15 protein-coding genes are annotated in these 15908 nt (G+C 62.7%); 6 read left to right on the plus strand and 9 right to left on the minus strand.

The window, feature by feature from the left end:
• Nucleotides 1-6: 6 nt before the first annotated feature.
• The 3 genes from AC07VL_RS11210 to AC07VL_RS11220 form a co-directional block, all read right to left on the minus strand.
• Nucleotides 7-792 (minus strand): ATP-binding cassette domain-containing protein, encoded by a 786-nt coding sequence (locus tag AC07VL_RS11210; protein WP_290603274.1) that lies wholly within the window; start codon nucleotides 790-792, stop codon nucleotides 7-9.
• Between the two features lie 3 nt (nucleotides 793-795).
• Complete coding sequence (locus tag AC07VL_RS11215) at nucleotides 796-1929, minus strand: ABC transporter permease (protein WP_494806121.1); 1134 nt, start codon at nucleotides 1927-1929, stop codon at nucleotides 796-798.
• 186 nt (nucleotides 1930-2115) lie between these two features.
• The gene (locus AC07VL_RS11220) at nucleotides 2116-3165 is read right to left on the minus strand and encodes a sugar ABC transporter substrate-binding protein (RefSeq protein WP_494805907.1); all 1050 of its coding nucleotides are present in this window, start codon (nucleotides 3163-3165) and stop codon (nucleotides 2116-2118) included.
• A 249-nt stretch (nucleotides 3166-3414) separates the two neighbouring features.
• Between AC07VL_RS11220 and AC07VL_RS11225 the strand changes: the two genes are divergently transcribed.
• Genes AC07VL_RS11225 through AC07VL_RS11235 form a run of 3 tightly spaced genes read left to right on the plus strand, consistent with a single transcriptional unit; the run spans nucleotide 3415 to nucleotide 6316 of the window.
• Nucleotides 3415-4281: a MurR/RpiR family transcriptional regulator gene (locus AC07VL_RS11225; protein WP_034757651.1), complete on the plus strand. Its 867-nt coding sequence runs from the start codon at nucleotides 3415-3417 to the stop codon at nucleotides 4279-4281.
• Nucleotides 4274-5260: an inositol 2-dehydrogenase gene (gene iolG / locus AC07VL_RS11230; RefSeq protein WP_494806122.1), complete on the plus strand. Its 987-nt coding sequence runs from the start codon at nucleotides 4274-4276 to the stop codon at nucleotides 5258-5260. Before AC07VL_RS11225 ends, iolG begins: the two co-directional genes overlap by 8 nt.
• Before the next feature lie 33 nt (nucleotides 5261-5293).
• The gene (locus tag AC07VL_RS11235) at nucleotides 5294-6316 is read left to right on the plus strand and encodes a Gfo/Idh/MocA family oxidoreductase (RefSeq protein WP_494805908.1); all 1023 of its coding nucleotides are present in this window, start codon (nucleotides 5294-5296) and stop codon (nucleotides 6314-6316) included.
• A gap of 22 nt (nucleotides 6317-6338) precedes the next feature.
• Here AC07VL_RS11235 and AC07VL_RS11240 read toward each other — a convergent pair whose 3' ends face one another.
• Entirely contained in the window at nucleotides 6339-6677 is a 339-nt protein-coding gene (locus AC07VL_RS11240) for a helix-turn-helix domain-containing transcriptional regulator (RefSeq protein ID WP_494805909.1), read from the minus strand.
• Nucleotides 6634-7038 (minus strand): type II toxin-antitoxin system RelE/ParE family toxin, encoded by a 405-nt coding sequence (locus AC07VL_RS11245; protein ID WP_494805910.1) that lies wholly within the window; start codon nucleotides 7036-7038, stop codon nucleotides 6634-6636. Before AC07VL_RS11245 ends, AC07VL_RS11240 begins: the two co-directional genes overlap by 44 nt.
• Before the next feature lie 198 nt (nucleotides 7039-7236).
• Here AC07VL_RS11245 and AC07VL_RS11250 point away from each other — a divergent pair, with 198 nt between their 5' ends.
• The 3 genes from AC07VL_RS11250 to AC07VL_RS11260 all read left to right on the plus strand — a co-directional run bounded on the left by AC07VL_RS11250 (nucleotide 7237) and on the right by AC07VL_RS11260 (nucleotide 11351).
• Nucleotides 7237-8454, plus strand: coding sequence for a hypothetical protein (locus AC07VL_RS11250; protein WP_494805911.1), 1218 nt, complete (start codon nucleotides 7237-7239; stop codon nucleotides 8452-8454).
• Nucleotides 8455-8586: 132 nt separating this feature from the next.
• Nucleotides 8587-9627: a ParB/Srx family N-terminal domain-containing protein gene (locus AC07VL_RS11255; RefSeq protein ID WP_494805912.1), complete on the plus strand. Its 1041-nt coding sequence runs from the start codon at nucleotides 8587-8589 to the stop codon at nucleotides 9625-9627.
• Between the two features lie 77 nt (nucleotides 9628-9704).
• The gene (locus AC07VL_RS11260) at nucleotides 9705-11351 is read left to right on the plus strand and encodes a ParB/Srx family N-terminal domain-containing protein (RefSeq protein ID WP_494805913.1); all 1647 of its coding nucleotides are present in this window, start codon (nucleotides 9705-9707) and stop codon (nucleotides 11349-11351) included.
• A gap of 67 nt (nucleotides 11352-11418) precedes the next feature.
• Here AC07VL_RS11260 and AC07VL_RS11265 read toward each other — a convergent pair whose 3' ends face one another.
• The 4 genes from AC07VL_RS11265 to AC07VL_RS11280 form a co-directional block, all read right to left on the minus strand.
• Entirely contained in the window at nucleotides 11419-12528 is a 1110-nt protein-coding gene (locus AC07VL_RS11265; RefSeq protein WP_494805914.1) for an ABC transporter ATP-binding protein, read from the minus strand.
• A gap of 9 nt (nucleotides 12529-12537) precedes the next feature.
• Entirely contained in the window at nucleotides 12538-13407 is an 870-nt protein-coding gene (locus AC07VL_RS11270; RefSeq protein ID WP_290603283.1) for a carbohydrate ABC transporter permease, read from the minus strand.
• Entirely contained in the window at nucleotides 13404-14288 is an 885-nt protein-coding gene (locus tag AC07VL_RS11275; RefSeq protein WP_290603284.1) for a carbohydrate ABC transporter permease, read from the minus strand. The genes AC07VL_RS11270 and AC07VL_RS11275 overlap by 4 nt, the downstream gene beginning before the upstream one ends.
• A gap of 128 nt (nucleotides 14289-14416) precedes the next feature.
• Nucleotides 14417-15670, minus strand: a complete 1254-nt coding sequence (locus AC07VL_RS11280; RefSeq protein ID WP_290603285.1) for an ABC transporter substrate-binding protein — start codon at nucleotides 15668-15670, stop codon at nucleotides 14417-14419.
• Nucleotides 15671-15908: the final 238 nt, after the last annotated feature.

A 15908-nucleotide genomic window follows, 5' to 3' on the forward strand; every position in this document is an offset into this window, starting at 1 on the left:
TTATCCTTAAATCGTGACACCGTCGAGTTCAGCCATCAGCGTTTGCATTTCCGCACCGCCCGCCATCATGTCCAGCAAGGCGTCCTTGCTCACCGTATCCTTGGTGAAGGTCCCCAGCGACTTGCCCCGGTTCAACAAAGTGAACGAGTCGCCCACCGGATACGCATGGTGCACATTATGCGTAATAAAGATCACGGAAATGCCCCGCTCGCGCGCCTTGTAGATCAGTTTCAGCACATTGAACGACTGTTTCACCCCCAAGGCCGCCGTCGGCTCGTCGAGGATCAGCACGCGGGCGCCAAAGTGGATGGCGCGGGCAATGGCCAGGCACTGCTTTTCGCCGCCGGACATGGTGCCGATGGCCTGGTGCGGGTCGCGCACCATGATGCCCATCTCAGCCAGCTTGGCGCGCGCCGTTTCGGCCGCGTAGTCGATGTCCATCACGGGCACGAGGCCCAGCAGTTTTTTCATCGGTTCGCGGCCCATGAAGAAATTGCGCGCCACGGACAAGAGCGGTACCAGCGCCAGATCCTGGTAGACAGTGGCCACGCCCATGTCCAGCGCTTCGCTGGGCGAATTGAAGACGACGGGCCGGCCATCGACCAAATATTGACCGTCGGTCGGCTTGTGCACGCCGGCCAGGGTCTTGATCAGGGTGGACTTGCCGGCGCCGTTATCGCCCAGCAGGCAGTGCACTTCCCCTTCCTTGAGCCGCATGGTGATGTTCTGCAGCGCCAGCACGGAGCCGAAACGCTTGCTGACATTCTCCAGGGCAAGAATATGCTCGCTCATGATTTACCTCGCTTCCGTGACGCGTGAACGTACAAAGTTGTTGAACAGCACCGCAATCAGCAGCATGACGCCGAGGAAGACGCGGAACCAGTCCGAATTGATATTCGTATAAGTGATGCCGATCTGCACCACGCCAAAGATCAGCGCGCCGAAGCAGGCACCGACGACGGAACCGTAGCCGCCCGTCAGCAAGGCGCCGCCGATGACGGCCGCGATGATGGCTTCGAATTCCTTCTGCATGCCGCGGTCGGCAGCGGCCGACCCCACGTCGCATACTTGCAGGGTGGCAAACAGGCAGGCGCAGAAGGCCGTGAAGACAAACAGCGAGATCTTGACCTTGCGCACCGGCACGCCCACATTCTTGGCCGCGTTGGCGTCGCCGCCCACGGCGAACATCCAGTTGCCGAAGCGGGTACGCGACAGGACAAAGGCGGCGCCGGCGGCCAGCACCAGCCACCAGACGATGACTTTGGGAATGCCCTTCACCAGCGGCGAGCCATCGTCGAGCACGGCGATCCAGCCATGCGCGCCCATCCAGTGGAACAGGCCCGTGGCAACGTTGCCGTGGAACAGCAAGCTGGCCAGCCAATCCTGCGCCGCCAGGTCGCCCACGCCGCTGACGATGGTGCGGTTGGCAAACATGATCGACAGGGCCAGGGTGAGGCCCCGCAGGATGAAGAGGAAGGCCAGGGTGACGATGAACGAAGGCAAACGCGTCTTGATGACGATGTAGCCGTTGAGCCAGCCCAGCGCCATGGAACCGGCGAAGGCGAAAATGATGGCCGCCCACAGTGGCCAATGGAAATAGATGGTCGGGATGGCGATCATCATGCCCGCAAAGCCGATCATGGAGCCGATCGACAGGTCGAATTCACCGGCGATCATCAGCAGGCAGGCGCCAATGGCGATGATGCCCAGGTAGGAAGCTACCTGCATCCAGTTGACGACGCCATCGAGGTTGAACATGCCGGAATCGCCGGCCGTGATGACGAAAAAGGCAAACACGAGCACGGCGCCGGAAATGGAGGCGAACTCGGGGCGGCCGAAAAACCGTTTGACCCAGCTGGTCGCACCCACGCGCTCGTCGGCGGTGGCGGCTGTCTTGCCGGGGGCGCCCGAAGGCGGAGGAGGATTCATGCCGGGGCTAGCCAGGCTGGATTTGAGCGCGGTCATACGAAGTCCTTTCAATACTACCTATCACTATACTGAGTACCAATTCCAATTACTTTCCTACCAGCATCGCTGACGCCAGGCGTAGCGGGTCCCTGCGCCGCCCGCCGGAAGGCGGTGCGGCGTCGGTTCATGCTCTGGCAACGGGGTGTATCAGCGGTATTGGCCGGCGTACTTTTCGACCTTGGCGATATTGTCCTTGGTCACGAAACCAGGACCGGAACTGATGTGGCGCGTGCCATAGATGGGCGTCAAGCCGTATTCCGCCAGGCGCGCCTGGTATTTCGGGTTGGCGATCAGGATGGCTTTCACCTTGGCAAGATCCGTCGTCTTCTGCTGCTTCATGATGGCCATCACGGCGACGGGGATGTAGCCTTGCAGGTAGGGCTGCTGGTCGATGGCGAACTGGATGCTGCCATCCTTGATGCCCTTGGTGATTTCTTCCGACAGGTCGAAGGTGGCAAAGTACATCTTGCCCTTCAAGCCCATTTTCTCGACGGCGCGCATGGCGGGCGGCGCCGAGTCCGGCCCCAGGGCCAGCACGGCCTGGGTCTTCGGATTGCTGCGCAGATAGGCGCTGACCTTGCTCTCGATCACGCCAGGGTCGACGCCATTCGTATCGAGCGTGGATGACTTGAAGTCAACGCCGAGCGCATCGGCAAAGCCGCGGCAGCGTTCGAACGACGAGGCATTCATCGCATAGTGATTCACGCACACGAAGGACTTGATGCCCGCTTCCTTGGCCCGCTTGCCGGCGCCCAGGCCCGCGTCATATTCGGGCTGGCCCACGTGCATGATGGCTTTCAGTTGTTCGCTTTGCGCCAGGGTGCCCGAATTGATGGTGACGAGCATGATTTTCTTGGCCACTACCGTGCCCAGCGGTTTTTGCAGCACGCTGAAGTCGGCGATGTCGGCGATCAAGCCATCATAGTTGCGCGCGGCCGATTGCTCGATCAGGCGCGCCATGTCGGCCAGGTCGCCGTTCGGCGGATTGCGGTAGTCGACGGACACGTTGAAATCCTCGCCAGCCTGCTTGATGGCGTTCTTGATGGTGTTCCACCAGGAATCGGAATCTGGGGCATGGCTGACGAGGACGAATTTCTCGCCGGCGGCATGGCTGGCACCGGCGCCCAGACCAAGGCTCAGACCCAGGCTGGCGATGGCCAGACACTTCAACAAACCCTTGCTTTTATTGCTGTGCATGAATGTCTCCTAGACGGATTAATTTTTATAGTTGCGCGCTTTTATGAAGGGTGTCACCGGCCGGGCCTTGCGGCACACGAACCGATGCACTGCGCACAGCTTAGGCCACAAAAAAGACAAATGCAATAAAATTTTCAAATTAAATTTAAATAGAAAATCGTTTCTATTTTCCAGATTCCCTCCTATAATTCTCGCCAGAAGCAGCCGCAAGAATGCAACGGCCCAGCAAGCACACCGAGGAAAAACACCATGGCAGCCACCGCCCCCATCGAACAACTGATGCAGCACATTGCCGCCGAGTACGACAACCTGTCGCGCCAGTTGAAGGTCATCGCCCAGTACATCGAGAAGCACCGGGCCAGCCTGATGCTCGAACGCATCAGCGACATCGCGGCCGCCTGCGACGTGCAGCCATCGGCCATCGTGCGCTTCGCGCAGCGCTTCGGCTACACGGGCTTTTCCGAAATGCAGGATGTGTTCCGCCAGGCATACACGGACCAGGCCGGCGCCACGCCCGACTACCAGCAGCGCATCCGCAAGCTCATTTCCACGCGCGACGCGGCCTTGAGCGCAGGCGACCTGACGCGCGAATTCGTCGGCGCCAGCCGCGCCGGCCTCGACGACCTGGCGGCCGGACTCGACGACGCCCAGCTGGAAGCGGCCGTCAACCTGCTGCTCAAGGCTGAAAATATCTATGTGATCGGCGTGCGCCGGTCCTTCCCGATCGCCTCCTACATCGCCTACGCGCTGGAACACACGGACAAGCGCGTGCACCTGATCAGCGGACTGGGCGGCATGCACCGCGAACAGATGCGCAGCGTGCGCGAGCGCGATGTGGCGATCGCCATCAGTTTCTCGCCTTACGGCAAGGAAACCCAGCAGTGCATCAAGGCAGCGCAGGACAAGGGCGCCAAGGTCCTGGTGATTACCGACAGCAAGCTGGCCCCGCTCGCGCGGGCCGCCGACGCGCTGCTCACCGTCACCGAGGGCAGCGCCTTCGCCTTCCGCTCGCTGACCAGCACCATCTGCCTGTGCCAGGCGCTGTTCATCGCGCTGGCCTACAAACTAGAGCTCGACATCGAAGAAATCCACACCCCAGGAGAACATGATGATTGAAGTAGCGTTGTTCGGCGCCGGACGCATCGGCAAAATCCACGCGGCCAACCTGGCTGCCCAACCCGGCGTGCAGTTCAAGTACGTCGTCGACGTCAACCAGGAAGCGGCCGCCGCGCTGGCAGCCCAGCATGGCGGCAGCAGCGCCACGGTGGAAGCGGCGCTGGCCGACCCGGACATCAAGGCCGTCGTCATCGCTTCCAGCACGGACACGCACGCGGACCTGATCCTGCGCTCGGCCGCCGCCGGCAAGGCCATCTTTTGCGAAAAACCCGTCGATTTGACGATAGACCGGGCGCGCGCCTGTGCCGCCGCCGTGAAGGAAGCCAAGGTCTTGTGCATGCTGGGCTTCCAGCGCCGTTACGACCCCACCTTCAACGCGCTCAAGACGCGTCTGGAAGCGGGCGAGATCGGCACGCCCGAGTTGCTGGTCGTCACCAGCCGCGATCCCGGTCCGCCACCCGTCAGCTATATCAAGGTTTCCGGCGGCATCTTCAAGGATATGCTGATCCACGATTTCGACATCTTCCGCTGGATACTCGACGATGAAGCCGTCAGCGTGCACGCCACGGGCAGCTGCCTCGTCGACCCTGCCATCGGCGAGGCGGGCGACCTGGACACGGCGGTCGTCACCATCCGCACGGCGCAAGGACGCTTGTGCCAGATCAATGCCTCGCGCCGCGCCGCCTACGGCTACGACCAGCGCTTCGAAGTGCTGGGCAGCAAGGGCATGCTGCAGGCGGGCAACCACAAGCCGACGGAGGTGACGGCCTATGGCAGCGTCAACGTCAGCGTGGACAAGCCGGAAGATTTTTTCCTGGAACGCTACCGCCACGCCTACGCGCAGGAAATGGCGCACTTCTTTGACGCCCTCAGCCACGGCACGCCGCTGCGCACCACCGTCCACGATGGCTTGAAGGCACTGGAACTGGCCGAGGCGGCCACCCTGTCGTGGCGCGAACAGCGCGTGGTCACCTTATAACTTAACTCAACAATAAAAATATCTGGAGACAGCATGTCATCCCCAACCTTAAAAGTCGGCATCGTCGGCCTGGGCCGGCTGGGCCAGCGCCATGCCATCAACCTGGCGCAGCGCGTGCCGAATGCGGAAGTCGTGGCCGCCTGCAGCCCCGTGCCAGCGGAACTGGACTGGGCCGCCAGCACGCTCGGCATCACCACCGGCTATGCGGACTATGACGCCCTGCTGGCCCACCCGGGCCTGGACGCCGTCTTCCTCGTCACGCCCACCTCGCTGCATGCGGACCAAATCATCGCCGCCTTGCGCGCCGGCAAGCACGTGTTTTGCGAAAAACCGCTGTCGCTGGACCTGGCCGACTGCCTGAAAGTGGAAGCGGAAGCGGCGCGCCACCCGCAACTGACCGTCATGATCGGCTTCGTGCGGCGCTTCGACGCCAGCTACCATGACGCGCAGCAAAAGATCGCCCAGGGGCTCATCGGCAAGCCGTATCTGGTGCGTTCGCAAACCTGCGACCAGAACGACCCCAGCGGCGCCTTCATGCGCTTCGCCCCCACCAGCGGCGGCATCTTCCTCGATTGCAGCGTGCACGATATCGACCTGGCGCGCTGGCTGCTGGGCAATCCCGTGCCCAAGCGCGTGTATGCGAGCGGCACCAACGCCATCCACACGGGCTTGCAAGCGTTCGGCGACGTCGACAATGGCCTGGCAACGGTGGAGTTTTCCGATGGCAGCATGGCCAGCTTCATGGCTTCGCGCACCATGGCGCACGGCCATGAAACCCTGACGGAAGTGTTCGGCACGGGCGGGCGCCTGGCCGTGGGCAGCAATCCGCGCCTGAACCGGGTGGAAATTTCAGATGCGCATGGCGTGCGCAACGAATGCACGCCCGACTTCTACGCCCGCTTCGCCGACGCCTTTCTGATCGAGGCGCAGGAATTCACCGATGCGGCGCTGGGCCGGCGCACCCTGTCGCTGACCTTGCACGACGCGACGGAAGCGACGCGCATCGGCCTGGCCATGACGCAGGCGATGCGCGAAGCGCGGCCCGTGGAGTTTTAAGCGATCGAAGAAGTCCGTGGACTCAGGCGGCCGGCGCTGAAAACGGTTGCCTGGGCTCCACAGTCAGGCGCAAGCCCATGGCGTCGAGGATGGCCGTCAAGGTGGCGAGCGAGGGATTGCCATCGGGTGACAGGGTACGGTACAGCTGGGTGGGATTGAGCTTGGCCGCTTGCGCCACGGCGGGCACGCCGCCGAAGGCGCGCGTCAGCTGGCGCAGCACGGCCAGCAGTTCGCCATGGTCGCCATCGGCGAGGATATGGTTGATCAATTCAAGGGCGAGATCGGGATCGTCGCGGTACAGTTCGGCCATCGCTTCGTCATGCGAGCGGTCGCGCGGTGGTTTGCTTAGTTCCTCTTTCATGTCCCCTCTCCTTCCAGTCGCGCCAGCAGGCACAGGCGTATTCGATATCTTTCGGCTGCGTGCGCTTGTCTCCGCCGCACAGCAATAAAATGATCTGTTCGCCGGCGATGGCGTAGTAAATACGGTAGCCCGCCCCCACGTCGATGCGCAACTCCCACACGCCATCGTGGCAAAATTTGTGGTCGCCAAAATTGCCGGGAATCATACGCAGCACGCGCCGGGCTATGGCCACCCTGGCCATATTGTCGCGTTGGCGTTTCAGCCATTCCGTATATAAATCCCTGCCCGATGACGTCAGGTAGTGCCGGATCTCGTACATCATATTCGTCCATAAACGAAGAAAGATCAAGGGAAAAATCACGTGCATGCATAAAAAAAGAAGACCACGTCATCTTGCGGCGAAACCGCGTGACGCAGGTGCCGAATGCCGGGATCACTGATGTATATCAAGATGCGTTTCCCCCAATTACTGTAAGGAAATGATGTTGCGCGTACACGCCTCACGCGCAGCCGATTGCGCTATACAATAAGCGCTGCCCAACCGCGAGACCCTGCCACCATGACGAATAACGACAGCAACTCCCCTACCCTCGCCGACGTGGCCGAGCGCTACGTCAAGCTGGTCCTGGCCATGGGCCGGCATGACGCGTCGTATGTCGACGCGTATTACGGCCCGCCCGCGTGGCAGCAAGAAGCGGCAGAACGGCAATGGAGTTTGAGCGACATCAAGGCCGCGACAGACAAGGCGCTGGCCCTGCTGGCCGACGAACCTTGCCTGCGCGCCCACAACCTGCGCAAGCAATTGCAAGCCGTGCTGGCCAAGGCGGACATGCTGCAAGGCGCACGCCTCGATTTCGATACGGAAAGCGCGCGCCTGTACGACGCCGTCTCGCCCCATCACAGCCGTGCGTACTACGAAGCACTGGTGGCGCAGATCGACGCGCTGCTGCCCGGTCCCGGCACGGTCAGCGCGCGTGTCAACGCCTTGCGCGCGCAACTCGTCATTCCCGCCGACAAGCTGCGCGCCGTCATGGACGCGGCCATCCGCATGGGCCGCGAACGCACATTGCATTACATCGCCCTGCCCGAAGGCGAAGATTTTATATTGGAATTCGTCACCGATAAGCCGTGGAGCGGCTACAACTGGTACAAGGGCAACTACCAGAGCGTGATCCAGATCAATACGGATTTGCCCGTGTATATCGACCGCGCCGTCGACCTCGGCTGCCATGAAGCGTATCCGGGCCACCACGTCTATAACGTGCTGCTGGAACGCGACCTGGTGCGCGGCAGGGGCTGGGTGGAATACTGCATCTATCCGCTGTATTCGCCCCAATCCTTGATCGCCGAAGGCACGGCCAATTACGGCATCGAACTGAGTTTTACAGATGCGGAGCGGCTGGCCTTCGAGCAGCAGGTGCTGTACCCGCTGGCCGGCCTCGAGCCAAAGCTGGCGCCCCGCTATGCGCAGCTGAACGGGCTGCTGGCCAGGCTGAGCTATGCCGACAACGACATCGCCCGCCAATACCTCGAAGGCAGCCTCACGCGTGAAGAGGCGCTGGAATGGCTGGTCAACGTGCGCCTGTACCCGGCGGAAAAATCGGCCCAGCGCCTGCAGTTCTACGATGCCATGGGCGCCTACGTCATCAACTACAACCTGGGCCAGGACATGGCGAAAGCCTATGTCGAACGCCAGGGCGCGACGCGCGCCGAGCACTGGGCCGCCTTCCGTGACCTGATGTCCTCGCCACGCGTGCCCAGCGCCCTGCTCCCTTAGGATTATGCAGGCGGTAGCCAGTACGCTGCCCACCCAGGCCACGACCGGCAAGCCGGTGTCGGGCACGGCCTGCGCGACGTCAAGCCGCGCTCCATGGCACTATCCATACTGTATCTTTTGGAGACGCTGGCCATGAACCGACTGTTTTTCCGCACCCCTGCCCTGCTACTGGCGCTGAGCTGCCAGGCTGCCTTCCTTTCGCCGGCGCAGGCCCGCGATGCCGCCACCCTGCCCGCCCTCAGCGCGCGCCAGCAGGCGCTGATGGCGACAGTCGTGGGCAGTGCCGCCCATCCGCGCATCCTGCAGGTGCGCCTGGACGAACTGCACCCGACGCAAGCGGCCATCGGCTACGACCAGGTGTACTACAAGCTGGGACGCTATGCGGCCGAGGAGCGGCACATCGCCGACATCGCCAAGCCGAAGAAATTTGCCGACCTGTGCGAAGCCAATGGCCAGGGCGACGTCCTGCCAGGCACGGCCAACGTGGCCGGCGCCACCCTCGCCGCGCCGCCGCCCGGCTACCGCTGCAAGGCGGCCGTGGCCAGCCGTCCCGACGACATGAAAACCGTCGTCATCGGTCCCCGCGGCGTCCTCTACCTGACGGACGGCCACCACACCTTTTCCACCTTCCGCGACGCCGATGGCGGACGCAACGGGCAACTGCAGGTCTGGGTCAAGGTCAGCGACAATTTCAGCGCCCTGAGCGAACCCGCGTTCTGGGCCCGCATGCAGCAGGAAAGCAAGGTCTGGCTGAAGAACGGCCGCAACCAGCCCATCACGCCGCAACAGCTGCCGCCGTCCATCGGCCTGCAATCGCTGGGCGACGACCCCTACCGTTCGCTCGTCTACTTCACGCGCGAAGTGGGCTACGAGCCGCCCCGGCACGCCACGGAATTCCTCGAGTTCTACTGGGCCGACTGGCTGCGCGCCCAGCCCGCGCCGGACCTGGCGCGCGTGAACCGGCTCGATCCGGCCGCGTATGCCGGCGCCATCCTGCAGGTGGCACAGGCGATGGTGGCGCTGCGGCCCGATGACAACGTCAGCGGCGGCAAGCGCGCGGCGGACCTGGGCGCGCGCGACAGGGTCGACCGCGAGATGCTGGATGCATTGACGCAGGACAAGGGCAAGCTGCGCTACGCCATCGACTACCGCAAGTCGCTGCAACGCCAGTAACCTTTCCTCATGTCATCATCCTGACATCTGCGCCCGCTAGCATGTCGGCACTTTTCAGCCGACATCACGGGACAGACATGTACAACAGCACCACCTTGCAGCGCCGCAGCCCCCTCGCCATCGCCGTCGCCTTCGCATTGGGCAGCACCCTGGCCGCCTGCGGCGGCAGCGATACGCCGGCAAGCGGCAACGACGCCATCGCCCCGGCGCGCATCGTCAGCGTCGTGGCCGCCACGGGCAAGGCCGTCGCCGGCAGCATCATCAGCGTGTACGATGCCAACAAGGACAAGGTCGGCGCCAGTGCGGCGGACGCCAGCGGCAAGGTCAACATTGCCATCAGCGCAGCTGCCAAGGCGCCCTTCCTCATCACCACCACCACTGCCAGCGGCGACGTCCTGTACGCCGTCTCGCTGAAGGAAAAAAGCGTCAACCTGACGCCGCTCACCTCCGTCATCGCCATGCAGCTGCTGGGCAGCGCACCGGCCAGCGCGCCGGCGGCCAGCCTGGCGGGCATCGACGCGGCCAAGCTGCAAGCGGCACAGACGCAGCTGGGCACGGCCCTGGCAGCACCGCTGCAAACCCTGGGCATGGCGGCCAATTATGACTTCGTCAACGGCGCCCTGACGCCCGGCAGCAAGGACCCGGCCGACGTCCTGCTCGACAACCTGCAGGTGAAACAGAGCGGCACGGATATCGACATCGTCAATGCCAGCGGCAGCATCGTCGCGCAAATCCTCAACGGCGGCGCACCGCTGGCCACCGGCAAGAGCGTGCTGGAAACGCCACCCGTCCTGAGCGCGCGCCAGCAAGTGCTGGCCGCCACGGCCGCCGGCACCGACGCGGCCCCCGTCTTCCTGCAGGTGTCGCTCGACGAGCTGCGCCCCACGCAGCCGGCCGTCGGCTACGACCAGATCTACTACAAGCTGGGCCGCTATGGCGCGGAAGACCAGATCATGGCCAAGACCAACAAGCCAAAGAAATTCGCCGAGCTGTGCGAAGCCAACGGCCAGGACGACGTCATCACCAAGACGGCCAACGTGGCCGGCGCCACCCTGAGCAACCCGCCTGCCACCTTCCAGTGCAAGTCCGCCGTGGGCACCAAGCCGGGCGACATGAAGACCGTCGTCATCGGCCCGAACGGCACCTTGTACCTGACGGATGGCCACCACACGTTTTCCGCCTTCTGGGACGCCGACAATGGCCAGAACCACCAGCTGAAAGTCTGGGTCAAGGTGACGGACAACTTCAGCAAGCTCAATGAATACGATTTCTGGGCGCAGATGAAAAAGGCCAACAAGGTCTGGCTCAAGGATGGCAGCAACAAGGCCATCGCCACCAGCCAGCTGCCGGCGTCCATCGGCCTGAAATCGCTGGGCAACGACCCTTACCGCGCCCTCGTCTACTTCACGCGCGACGCGGGCTACGTGGTGCCGGCGACCTCCACGGAATTCCTCGAGTTCTACTGGGCCGACTGGCTGCGCAAGCAGGCCGCCGTCGACCTGGCCAGGACGGATACGAGCGATATCACCAGCTACATGGCCAGCATCAAGACGGCTTCGCTGGCGATGGCGGGCCTGAGGGCAGGCGACATCGTCAGCGGCGGCGTCACGGCGCAGGCGCTGGGCTGGACGGGCGTCTTCAGCCAGGCCGCGCTGGACGACCTGGTCACGCCGACGGGCAAACTGAGCTATTCCATCGCGTACAAGAAATCGCTGGCGAAATAACGGCGGCGCAAACGACAACGGCCCGCCTGTCAGCTGACAGGCGGGCCGTTTTTTATGGCTTCAGCGCTCAGGCGATGCGTTCGCCATTGGCCGGATCAAACATGGCCGCCTTCGACAGGTTGAACGACAGCTGCATGGTCTGCCCCGGCAGCACGGCTTCGCGCGGGTGCGTGCGGCAAGTCACTGCCGCACCGTTCAGGCGCGTCGTCAGCAGGGTATCGGGGCCGGTCGGCTCGACCAGGTCGATCAGGCAGCCCAGTTCCTGGCCCACGTCGCCGTGCGCGCTGCTCATGTCCGTGATCTGTTCCGGGCGCACGCCCAGGATCACGTCGCGGCCCGCATGGCTGCGCAGCTTGTCGGCGGCGAACGGCAGGGCCAGGCGCAGGCTCTTGCCCGCGTTCTCGATGGCGACATACACCTCGTTGCCCTCGATGACAGGCTTGACGGTGATGAAATTCATCGACGGCGAACCGATGAAGCCGGCCACGAACAGGTTGGCCGGATTGTCGTAGATTTCCTGCGGCGTGCCCAGTTGCTGCACCACCCCATCCTTCATGACGGCGATCAGATCGCCCATGGTCATCGCCTCGATCTGGTCATGCGTGACGTAGACGATGGTGGCCTTCAGGCGCTGGTGCAGCAGCTTGATCTCGGCGCGCATTTCCACGCGCAGCTTGGCGTCCAGGTTCGACAGCGGTTCGTCGAACAGGAACAGCGAGGGCTTGCGCGAGATGGCGCGGCCCATGGCCACCCTCTGGCGCTGGCCGCCCGACAGTTGCGCCGGACGGCGGTCCAGCAAGTGCGTGATCTGCAGCGTTTCGGCCACGCGGGCGACGATTTCTTCCTGCTCGGCCTTCGGCACCTTCTTCACGTTCAGGCCGAAGGCGATGTTTTCGCGCACCGTCATCGACGGGTACAGGGCGTAGGACTGGAACACCATGGCGATGTCGCGGTCCTTCGGCGGCAGGTCGTTGACGACCTTGCCGTCGATGAGGATTTCGCCCGAGGTGACGCTTTCCAGGCCGGCCACCATGTTGAGCAAGGTGGACTTGCCGGAGCCGGAGCCGCCGACGAGGATCAGGAACTGGCCATCCTTGATCTCGATGTCGATGCCTTTCAGGACTTCGACGCCATTCGTGTACACCTTGCGGATGCTGCGTATCGATAAACTGGACATATTCTTTCCTTAACCTTTGACTGCGCCTGCGGTCAGGCCGCGCACAAAATAACGGCCTGCGACCAGATAGACCAGCAGGGTCGGCAGCGCGGCAATCACCGCGGCGGCCATGTTGACGTTGTATTCCTTCACGCCCGTGGACGTGTTGACCAGGTTGTTCAAGCCCACCGTGATCGGCTGCGAATCGCCGCTGGCGAAGACGATGCCGAACAGGAAGTCGTTCCAGATCTGCGTGAATTGCCAGATGATGCAGACGACGAAAATCGGACCCGAAATCGGCAGCACGATCTTGCGGAAGATCAGGAAGAAGCCGGCGCCGTCGATGCGCGCCGCCTTGATCAGTTCTTCCGGCACGCCGATGTAATAGTTGCGGAAGAACAAAGTCGTGAACGCCGTGCCGTACACCACATGGACGAAGACGAGGCCCGTGGTGGTATTGGCCAGGCCGAATTCGCCCAGCAGGCGCGCCATCGGCAGGATCACCACCTGGAACGGGATGAAGCAGCCCACCAGCAAGGCGGCGAACAGGGCTTCGGAACCGCGGAAGCGCCAGTGCGCGAACACATAGCCGTTGAAGGCGCCCAGGAAGGTCGAGATCAGCACGGCGGGAATCACCATCTTGATCGAGTTCCAGAAGAACGGCTGCATGCCGTCGCAGGTGACGCCCGTGCAGGCCGAGGACCAGGCCTTGGCCCAGGAATCGAACTGCCACACGTGCGGCAGTGCCAGCAGGTTGCCGCTGCGGATCTCGTCGAGCGACTTGAACGACGTCGACAGGGTCACGTACAGGGGCACGATGTAGTACACCGCGAACAGAATCAGCAGCAGGTATACCACCACCCGTCCGAGGGTGAGGCGATTATTACGGGTAGGTGTCATCTCATCGCCTTTGCGCTGCGCGTTTCCAGGTACATCAGCGGCACGAGCACGGCCACGATGGTGGCCAGCATCATCATGGCCGATGCCGAGCCCAGGCCCAGCTGGCCGCGGGTGAAGGAAAACTGGTACATGAAGATGGCTGGCACGGACGACGAGTTGCCAGGTCCGCCAGCCGTCAGTGCGATGACCAGGTCGAAGCTCTTGATGGCGATATGCGCCAGGATCAGCAGCACGCTGAAGAACACGGGCCGCATGGCGGGAATCACGATGCGCCAGTAGATCGTCGGCAGCGACGCGCCATCGACTTGCGCCGCCTTGATGATTTCGTCATCGATGCCGCGCAGGCCGGCCAGGAACAGGGCCATGACGAAGCCCGACGACTGCCATACGCCGGCGATCACCACCGTGTAGATGGCCATGTCGGAGTTCACCAGCCAGTCGAAGGTAAACGAGGTCCAGCCCCAGTCGTGCATGACCTTTTCCAGGCCCAGGCTGGGATTGAGCATCCATTTCCAGGCCGTGCCGGTGACGATGAAGGACAGCGCCATCGGATACAGGTAGATGGCGCGCAGCGCGCCTTCGGCGCGGATTTTCTGGTCCAGCAGGATGGCCAGGAACAGGCCGATGGCGATGCTGCAACCGATGAACAGGACACCGAAGATGCCCAGGTTCTTGAGCGAGGTCCACCAGCGCTCGTTGTCGAACAGCTCGATGTATTGCACCAGGCCGGCGAACTCGTAGTTCGGCATCAGCCGCGATTCGGTCAGCGACAGCCAACCGGTCAAAAAGATAAAACCATAGACGAAGATCAGGCTGGCGATGAGCGTAGGGCCCAGCACCATCTGTGGTATCCATCGGTCGAAATGCTTGCGTAAGGACATAGGACAGCCGTAGAAGTAGAACGGTGAGTGGCGCCGGCATGACCGGCGACCGCCAAGCTGCAGCAAGGCGCCGCGATGGCGCACGTGTAGGGGGAGTTACACATGCGCCAGCGGGCGCCCCGTGCCGATTACTTCACTTTTGCCGCTTTGGCCAGCTCGGCAACCGCGTCTTTCGAGCTCATGTTGGTGTTCATGAACTTGGCGACGACGTCGAAAATCGCGCCTTGCGTGGCCGATGGCAGGGCCATGCCGTGGGCGAACGACGGCACCAGGCCGCCGGTCTTGTTGGTCGCGTCCATGTCATCCATCGACTTGATCGCGCAAGCGTCGAACTTGTCGCGCGAAACGCCCGAACGCACGGGGATGGAACCCTTGTTCAGGTTGAAGATCGACTGGAACTTCGGATTCATGATGGCGTTGGCCAGGGCGATCTGGCCTTTCTTCGCATTCGCATCCTTTTGCGTGAACATGGCAAACGAATCGATGTTGAAGGTGTAGGCCTTGTCCGTGCCGGGCGCGGCTACGCACAGGTAGTCCTTGCCCGGCACCTTGCCGGCAGCCGTGAACTCGCCCTTGGCCCAGTCGCCCATGAACTGGAAGCCGGCCTTGTTGTTGATGACCATGGCGGTCGCCAGGTTCCAGTCGCGGCCTGCCGCATCCTTGTCGATGTAGGTCTTGACCTTGCCCAGGGTGTCGAACACCTTGAGCATGGTCGGGCCGGTCAATTCCTTCTGGTCCAGCTTCAGGATGGCCTTCTTGTAGAACTCCGTGCCGCCCACGCCCAGCGCGACCGATTCAAACACGGTGGCGTCCTGCCATGGCTGGCCGCCGTGGGCGATCGCGATGCCGCCCGATTTCTTGATCTTTTCAGCCGCTTCGAAGAAGGCTGGCCAGGTGGTTGGCGTGGCGGTCACGCCGGCTTTTTTCAGCACTTCCGGGTTGACCCACATCCAGTTGACGCGGTGGACGTTGACTGGCGCGGCAACGTAGTGACCCTTGTACTTCATGATGTCGGCGACGACTTTCGGCAGCACGGCATCCCATTTGCCTGGAATGGCGGCATCATCGATATTGGCCAGCACGCCTTCCGCGCCCCACTCCTGGATCGACGGGCCCTTGATCTGCGCAGCCGTTGGCGGGTTGCCGGAAATGACGCGGGTTTTCAGTGCGGTCGCGGCGTTTTCGCCTGCGCCGCCAGCCACGGCAAAGTCTTTCCAGCCATAGCCGCTTTCTTTCACGATTTGCTGCAACTGGCCCACGGACTTGGCTTCGCCGCCGGACGTCCAGTAGTGCAACACTTCCACGTCGGTCGCGAAGGCGCTGCCGGCGAAAGCCAGGGTGGTCAATGCGGCCAGTTGGGTAATCTTGAATTTCAGTTTCATCTCCACATTCCTTTTTTGATCAAGCTTTTAGGGGGCTTCGGCATACGGGGCCGAAAAAGGTGAAATGTGCGCCTGTGCCGGCGCTCTTGTGCTCAGACCCGCTTGCAAACGGGCATCATCTACAGTGAAAAGACGGCGCCGTGATCCATGACATGACTACATTGCATTTATATCACGGGACGGCGCCAAAAACGCATCCGCGAAGGATGCGCCAGGTTGATCTAGACTTACAACGCCT

It is taken from the genome of Janthinobacterium sp. GW821-FHT03C08 (assembly GCF_059420905.1).

Coding starts and splice junctions, on each gene's coding strand:
- AC07VL_RS11210 (WP_290603274.1), bottom strand. CDS start 792: ATGAGCGAGCATATTCTTGCCCTGGAGAATGTCAGCAAGCGTTTCGGC.
- AC07VL_RS11215 (WP_494806121.1), bottom strand. CDS start 1,929: ATGAATCCTCCTCCGCCTTCGGGCGCCCCCGGCAAGACAGCCGCCACC.
- AC07VL_RS11220 (WP_494805907.1), bottom strand. CDS start 3,165: ATGCACAGCAATAAAAGCAAGGGTTTGTTGAAGTGTCTGGCCATCGCC.
- AC07VL_RS11225 (WP_034757651.1), top strand. CDS start 3,415: ATGGCAGCCACCGCCCCCATCGAACAACTGATGCAGCACATTGCCGCC.
- iolG (WP_494806122.1), top strand. CDS start 4,274: ATGATTGAAGTAGCGTTGTTCGGCGCCGGACGCATCGGCAAAATCCAC.
- AC07VL_RS11235 (WP_494805908.1), top strand. CDS start 5,294: ATGTCATCCCCAACCTTAAAAGTCGGCATCGTCGGCCTGGGCCGGCTG.
- AC07VL_RS11240 (WP_494805909.1), bottom strand. CDS start 6,677: ATGAAAGAGGAACTAAGCAAACCACCGCGCGACCGCTCGCATGACGAA.
- AC07VL_RS11250 (WP_494805911.1), top strand. CDS start 7,237: ATGACGAATAACGACAGCAACTCCCCTACCCTCGCCGACGTGGCCGAG.
- AC07VL_RS11255 (WP_494805912.1), top strand. CDS start 8,587: ATGAACCGACTGTTTTTCCGCACCCCTGCCCTGCTACTGGCGCTGAGC.
- AC07VL_RS11260 (WP_494805913.1), top strand. CDS start 9,705: ATGTACAACAGCACCACCTTGCAGCGCCGCAGCCCCCTCGCCATCGCC.
- AC07VL_RS11265 (WP_494805914.1), bottom strand. CDS start 12,528: ATGTCCAGTTTATCGATACGCAGCATCCGCAAGGTGTACACGAATGGC.
- AC07VL_RS11270 (WP_290603283.1), bottom strand. CDS start 13,407: ATGACACCTACCCGTAATAATCGCCTCACCCTCGGACGGGTGGTGGTA.
- AC07VL_RS11275 (WP_290603284.1), bottom strand. CDS start 14,288: ATGTCCTTACGCAAGCATTTCGACCGATGGATACCACAGATGGTGCTG.
- AC07VL_RS11280 (WP_290603285.1), bottom strand. CDS start 15,670: ATGAAACTGAAATTCAAGATTACCCAACTGGCCGCATTGACCACCCTG.